The organism is bacterium, from assembly GCA_039961635.1.
Classification (GTDB): domain Bacteria; phylum 4484-113; class 4484-113; order JAGGVC01; family JAGGVC01; genus JABRWB01.
The window spans coordinates 1-5,482 of the sequence record JABRWB010000078.1 but is presented as its reverse complement, the minus strand read 5'-3'; the positions used below and the strand labels follow the sequence as shown (position 1 = coordinate 5,482).

The following is a 5,482-nucleotide window of genomic DNA, read 5'->3' as shown; positions in this document are numbered from 1 at the left end:
TATACACTATCCCGGGGCAATTCACGATTAAAGCCAAGGTGACATATTGGGATGGATGGACACTTGATAGCCTTGCAAACATAACAATCACCGTCCTCCCTCCCGAAGACGCCGGAAGCTGACGTTGTTCGTTGCTTGATTGATTTGCACATTTCCGGGGCGCGGGCGGTTCTATCCCGCCCGCTCCCCGGATTCTTCGCGCGCCTATCCGATCAGCTCCTCCGCCACGCGCAGCATGTTCTCCGGCGGCACGAGCGTCACGTTTTCCGGCTTGCCTTCGAGCAGCTTTTCCGCGACGCCGTGATATTGCTCCGGGCAGGCGACGAGCACCTTTATCCCGAACTGCGTCGTCGCGTGCAGCATGTCCTTGACCGTAAGCTCGTCGCGCCTGTGCGAGACAAGCTTGTGCAGCCAGCAGATGATGATGTCCGGCTTGTTGGAGGCCGTGAGCATCTGGATGTTCAGCCCGTGGCCGTCGTAGCCGTTCGACAGCGGCATCGTGTCGCAGCCGAGAGCCTGCAAAGTCGTCAGCCACTCCGGGCTGGTTCCGTCCATGTATCCGATAAGCTTTCCCATATCTACTCCTTTTGCGCCTAGACGGCGCCCTGATCCGCCATTGCCTGCGCGACCTTCAGGAATCCCGCGATGTTCGCGCCGACGACGTAATTGCCGGGCGCGTCGTACCGCGCGGCGGTGGATACGCAGGTGCGGTGGATGTTGACCATTATCTGGAACAGCTTGCCTTCCACCTCGTCGGCCGTCCATGAATAGTGCTGCGCGTTCTGGGTCATCTCCAGGCCGCTGACCGCCACGCCGCCCGCGTTTGCCGCCTTGCCGGGAGCGAACAGCACTCCGTTTTCCTGGAAGAACCTGACCGCGTCCGGCGTCGTCGGCATGTTCGCGCCCTCGCACACCAGCCGCACGCCGGCGTCCTTCAGCGCTTTCGCGTCTTCGAGATTGAGTTCGTTCTGCGTAGCGCACGGGAATGCGACGTCGGCCTTGCCGAGTTTCCAGACGTTAGATTTGGGAAAGAACTGGACTTTGAACTTCTGCGCGTATTCGCCAAGGAATCTGCGCTTGTTGAAAACCAGATCCTTCGTCCATTCCAGCTTTTCCTTGTCGATGCCGTCGGGATCGTAAATCGCGCCCGTGATGTCGCAAAGGCTGACGACCTTTCCTCCCATTTGGAGAATTTTCTCCGCGGCGTAAAGCGCCACGTTGCCCGCTCCCGAAACCAGGCAGGTCTTGTCCTTCAAACCTTCGCCGATTTTCTTGAGCACCTCTGAAGCGAAATAAACGACGCCGTAACCCGTCGCCTCCGGCCGGATGAGACTCCCCCCCCACTCCTTTCCTTTTCCGGTCAGCACGCCTTCGAACGCGTTGCGCATCCGCTTGTACTGGCCGAAGAGAAATCCGATTTCGCGCCTGCCCACTCCGATGTCGCCGGCGGGCACGTCGGTGTCCGGGCCGATGTGACGCGCCAGCTCGGTCATGAAAGACTGGCAGAATTTCATCACCTCGCGGTCGCTCTTGCCGATGGGATTGAAATTGCTGCCGCCCTTGCCGCCTCCCATCGGAAGCGTTGTGAGCGCGTTCTTGAACACCTGCTCGAACGCCAGGAACTTGAGGATGCTCAGGTTCACCGTCTTATCGAAACGCAGCCCGCCCTTGTACGGGCCGATGGCGCTGTTCATCTGGACGCGGTAGCCGCGGTTGACGCGTATTTTTCCGGAGTCGTCCACCCACGGGACGCGGAATACCAGTATGCGCTCCGGCTCGGTCATCCGCTCCAGTATTTCGTCGCGCGCATAGTCCGGATGCCTGTCGAGTATCGGCAGGATGGATTGCGCGACTTCGTGAACCGCCTGGTGGAATTCCGGCTCGCCCGGGTTTTCCTCCACGACGCGTTGCATGAACTGCTCTATGTTGGTCGACATTGTCATACTCCTTTAGCCATCCCCCCGAAATCTGAAAATACCCGCAACGCCGGGGGGAGCCGCCGCCGCGCGCGATCTTGGCGGCGGATCCCCGGTTGCCCAACCTCATGGGTTGTCTCGTTTGAGCGACGAATCCGTGAACTCGTCGCACTGGTAAATGGGCAGCCTCGCCGCCCCAAGGAACAGGCAGGTGTCGCGATGCGAGCACGTGAGGCAGATGGAGGATTCGAGGATGTCCGGCGCGTCAGGAATGTCCGCGGGATCGAACACCTTCAACAGCTTCTTGCTTCCGTTCGGCTCGTGCAGCCCTGCGAGGCCGCCCCCGCTGTCGGGAATTCTCTTTCTGGTCATTTTTGGCTCCTTGATTCGCGGCGTGGGCTACTTGTATTCCTCGCACTCCAAAACGGGGACGCCCTTCGCGCGGTACGCGCAGCCTTCGAAGCTCTCGCAGTTGGCGCACAGCCCCGTTGCGGCGGCTTCGGGATCCACGCCCGCGTCCGCGGCATTCCCCGCGTGCGTCTGCGCATTGCTCTGCTCGAACGAGGTGAACTCGTCGCAGAACCACACGGGCTGCCGCGCCGCTTTCGCGAACAGGCAGGTCTCGTGGTGGCTGCAGGTGACGCACAGCCCGATCTCGCCGGGCTCCGCACGGCGCGCCTTCTCGACGATGCTGACGCCCTTCAACTCGACGGGATAGTCGAACTTCCCGCCGCGATCCTCTGTTTTGTAAACGCTCATCTTGAACCTCCGGAATTATTCCCGCAGTTCCGGCTTGAAGCTCCGGCCCCGCGGTTCGATTGAATTGTCCTGATCGCGGATGCGAAAAACAATTGGGATTTTCCGGTCGGAAACTCCCTTAGCTTTTTCTAAGGATATTCCCGATTAATGGCGCGCCGGAAACGCCCGCAATAACGGCGGTCGCTGCAATAATTGCGCGCGAAAGCACGGGCGGCAATCATGCATCCGGTGCGCCTATGGCGGGAAAACCCGATGAATACTGAATATTATTCGGTGCTTGCGCGGTTACCGCGTCCCGGCGAAGCGGCGAGCCAGTGCGAAAACCGCCAAGTGAGGGCGCATCAAAGTATTTGTTTCACAAAGTTTAAATGCGCACGAATTCAGGATATTCCGCATTGAATCAATCCGCCGCCGAGTCTAAATAAAACTGGATACTTCGGGGAATCCAGCGCGCAAAATCCCGGGGGCGGACGGGATGGGACCGGCCTCTGCCCGGAGATGTGCAAGTCAATCAATCATCGAACAACGTCAGCTTCCGGCGTCTTCGGGGGGGAGGATCTCAACCACGGCCCCCTTATCCCCAGACTCAACCAATTCACCGTCCCAATACACTGCCCTGGCCAACACCCGATATTTGCCGGGAATGAGATACCTGTGAGACGGCAACGTCAAGCCTTCGGGTGTGCCGCGCCTATACGCCTCCTGCATTACGAGGGTGCAGTCCTGCCACTCGTGGGAATCGCCGAAGTTGATCTCAACCTTTATGACGAATGGATCCTTTAAGTTGTCGCCGGGCTTCCCAAATGAGCAAGCAACAAATCCCTCAAGTTCCACCGGTGCAATGAATGTAAGAGGGGAATTGAAGTGCTCCCCCGGTTTGGAAACCATCGCTCCGACCTGTCTTGGAATGTCGTACAGCTCATGCTGCCCCACCTGGTTTTGGTTTGCAGAACTGCAGGATGCAATTAAACAGCATGCGGCCAAACCAATAAGAATGATCTTCAACATCAGATTACCCTCCTTCTCAATGGGGTAGCCCAAAAACCCGCGCGGCATCAATACCCCCGTACGACAACTCACCGACTGGAAGGTCTTGGTGGTTAATTATGATACGTGACCTAATTTGCGACGTGTTGTCTGAAGTATGCAATGCAATCAGCGCCGCTACTCCACTAACGTGCGGTGCAGCTACAGATGTTCCCAGAAACCAATAATGGTATCCAGCCGGGTCGTATCCCAATTGCTTCCCGTACTTGTTTGTACCGTGCATATCAGTGGTTGCGATTTCGAATCCAGGGGCCGCAATATCTACAAACGCAGGATTCCAATTGCTGCCTATGGGTGGGGGACCGATTTCTACCCATCTGGTTCCATCTTTTTCATAGGCAGCTACCGCCAGGCCTAAATCGACTCTGGCAGGCCAGTGGACAGCTGTTGGGCTGTTGTCATTGCCTGCAGAACCAACAAAAAGCGTGTAGGGCGCAATTGATTGCACAATACGGATTTCATGTGGGTCGCTGGCTGTTTTGCCAAATGAGCAATTGACAACCTCAATATTGTAATGCGGAAACTGGTTGTCTGGCCAGAGTTGCCATGGATCTAGTTCGCGCTTGAAGGCGCCTGGCGCGTAATAGGCATTGTAAATCGAAAAGCTCTCAAAAACTGCTCCAGTTCCTGCCTGATTAGCTTTTGCAGACGCAACCAACGGAAGCATTTTGCAGTATGCAGCGATGCCAAGCGCGTCAGTGTCGCTATAAAATGCATCAGGGTCATTGTTTACAGATGCCGCGACGATTCCGGCTACGCAAGTGCCATGACCCAAATGCTTTGCATTTGCCTCACTTGCATCAATGAGGCTTTTCCAAGGCTCACCACCCCACCGATCGATGTAAACCTTATACTTTTTGGGAAATGTATTTACTCCCCATTCCGTAAGCCTTGATACCAAGTCAGGATGTGAACGTTGCACTCCGGTATCCAACACGGCGACAACCACATCTGAATTACCGGTGTACCCGCCTTGCCAAGCAGTTTTAACCCCTATATCGTAATCATCGCTGTAAATCCAATCAAGAAGCCTCCAACAGTATGCTAACCTCTCCTCGTTAGGATCGTCGTTTGGCCATGCATCGGAGTAGTAAACAAAATCCGGCTCGACTGATACTACTAGTCCTGCATAGACTGCAGGCCATATCAAAATAGCTTCTTCCACCGTTGTTTCGGGAGGAAGCGATACACCCAGTATTTTATGCGCTCGCCACTCTGACATCACCTGCAAGTTCTCGGATGCGATGAATGCATCTATGGCTGGGTCCCATACCAAAAGAGGATATTGAATCGAATAGTACGGGTCGACTTGTATCCGCGGCGTGTCAAAGTAGTTTTCATCCATTAAGGGTATTACCGGTGGATTGACAAAGGCAATGCTTACCCTCCAATCCACGATTTCGCATGTCTCGCCCGTGATTGGATGAGTGAATTGCCTGATTACCGCATTAAGGACATCTTCCGCCGGATCGGCGGGTTCAGGATCATCCAACTCCATCGCGCCTCCCTCCGGTTCGTCGTCTCCGCCGAAGCCGGAATCTATCGCAGGGGTGCGGCTAGCATCTTCGGGGCCTACTGTGGAGCCTGCTTCGCTTGCACCCGCGCCGGGCGCGCCAGCCACATACTGCTTCCTTTCGCCCTTTCCGCAGCTTGAGATTTCAGCCGCGATCATGGCGAGCACCGACAGGGAGAGGATTATGGCAATCCCAGCCCCCCCCCATGACCAGATTTGTCAGCCGCTTAACCATCTGCGCTGCCTC

General features: G+C 56.3%; 6 protein-coding genes. All 6 read right to left on the bottom strand.

Features of this window, described 5'->3' with window-relative positions; translation table 11 throughout:
* Positions 1–204: 204 nt before the first annotated feature.
* The gene (locus HRF49_10965; GenBank protein ID MEP0815166.1) at positions 205–576 is read right to left on the bottom strand and encodes a hypothetical protein; all 372 of its coding nucleotides are present in this window, start codon (positions 574–576) and stop codon (positions 205–207) included.
* A 17-nt stretch (positions 577–593) separates the two neighbouring features.
* Positions 594–1,937 (bottom strand): NADP-specific glutamate dehydrogenase, encoded by a 1,344-nt coding sequence (gene gdhA, locus HRF49_10960; GenBank protein ID MEP0815165.1) that lies wholly within the window; start codon positions 1,935–1,937, stop codon positions 594–596.
* A 105-nt stretch (positions 1,938–2,042) separates the two neighbouring features.
* Positions 2,043–2,288, bottom strand: a complete 246-nt coding sequence (locus HRF49_10955) for a hypothetical protein (GenBank protein ID MEP0815164.1) — start codon at positions 2,286–2,288, stop codon at positions 2,043–2,045.
* Positions 2,289–2,315: 27 nt separating this feature from the next.
* Positions 2,316–2,675: a hypothetical protein gene (locus HRF49_10950; protein ID MEP0815163.1), complete on the bottom strand. Its 360-nt coding sequence runs from the start codon at positions 2,673–2,675 to the stop codon at positions 2,316–2,318.
* A gap of 528 nt (positions 2,676–3,203) precedes the next feature.
* Positions 3,204–3,683, bottom strand: a complete 480-nt coding sequence (locus HRF49_10945) for a hypothetical protein (GenBank protein ID MEP0815162.1) — start codon at positions 3,681–3,683, stop codon at positions 3,204–3,206.
* Positions 3,684–3,699: 16 nt separating this feature from the next.
* The gene (locus HRF49_10940) at positions 3,700–5,394 is read right to left on the bottom strand and encodes a S8 family serine peptidase (GenBank protein MEP0815161.1); all 1,695 of its coding nucleotides are present in this window, start codon (positions 5,392–5,394) and stop codon (positions 3,700–3,702) included.
* Positions 5,395–5,482 lie beyond the last annotated feature (88 nt).

Excerpts from the sequence above, each read along its gene's own strand:
- gdhA (MEP0815165.1), bottom strand. The coding sequence starts at position 1,937 with ATGTCGACCAACATAGAGCAGTTCATGCAACGCGTCGTGGAGGAAAAC.
- HRF49_10950 (MEP0815163.1), bottom strand. The coding sequence starts at position 2,675 with ATGAGCGTTTACAAAACAGAGGATCGCGGCGGGAAGTTCGACTATCCC.
- HRF49_10965 (MEP0815166.1), bottom strand. The coding sequence starts at position 576 with ATGGGAAAGCTTATCGGATACATGGACGGAACCAGCCCGGAGTGGCTG.
- HRF49_10945 (MEP0815162.1), bottom strand. The coding sequence starts at position 3,683 with ATGTTGAAGATCATTCTTATTGGTTTGGCCGCATGCTGTTTAATTGCA.
- HRF49_10955 (MEP0815164.1), bottom strand. The coding sequence starts at position 2,288 with ATGACCAGAAAGAGAATTCCCGACAGCGGGGGCGGCCTCGCAGGGCTG.
- HRF49_10940 (MEP0815161.1), bottom strand. The coding sequence starts at position 5,394 with ATGATCGCGGCTGAAATCTCAAGCTGCGGAAAGGGCGAAAGGAAGCAG.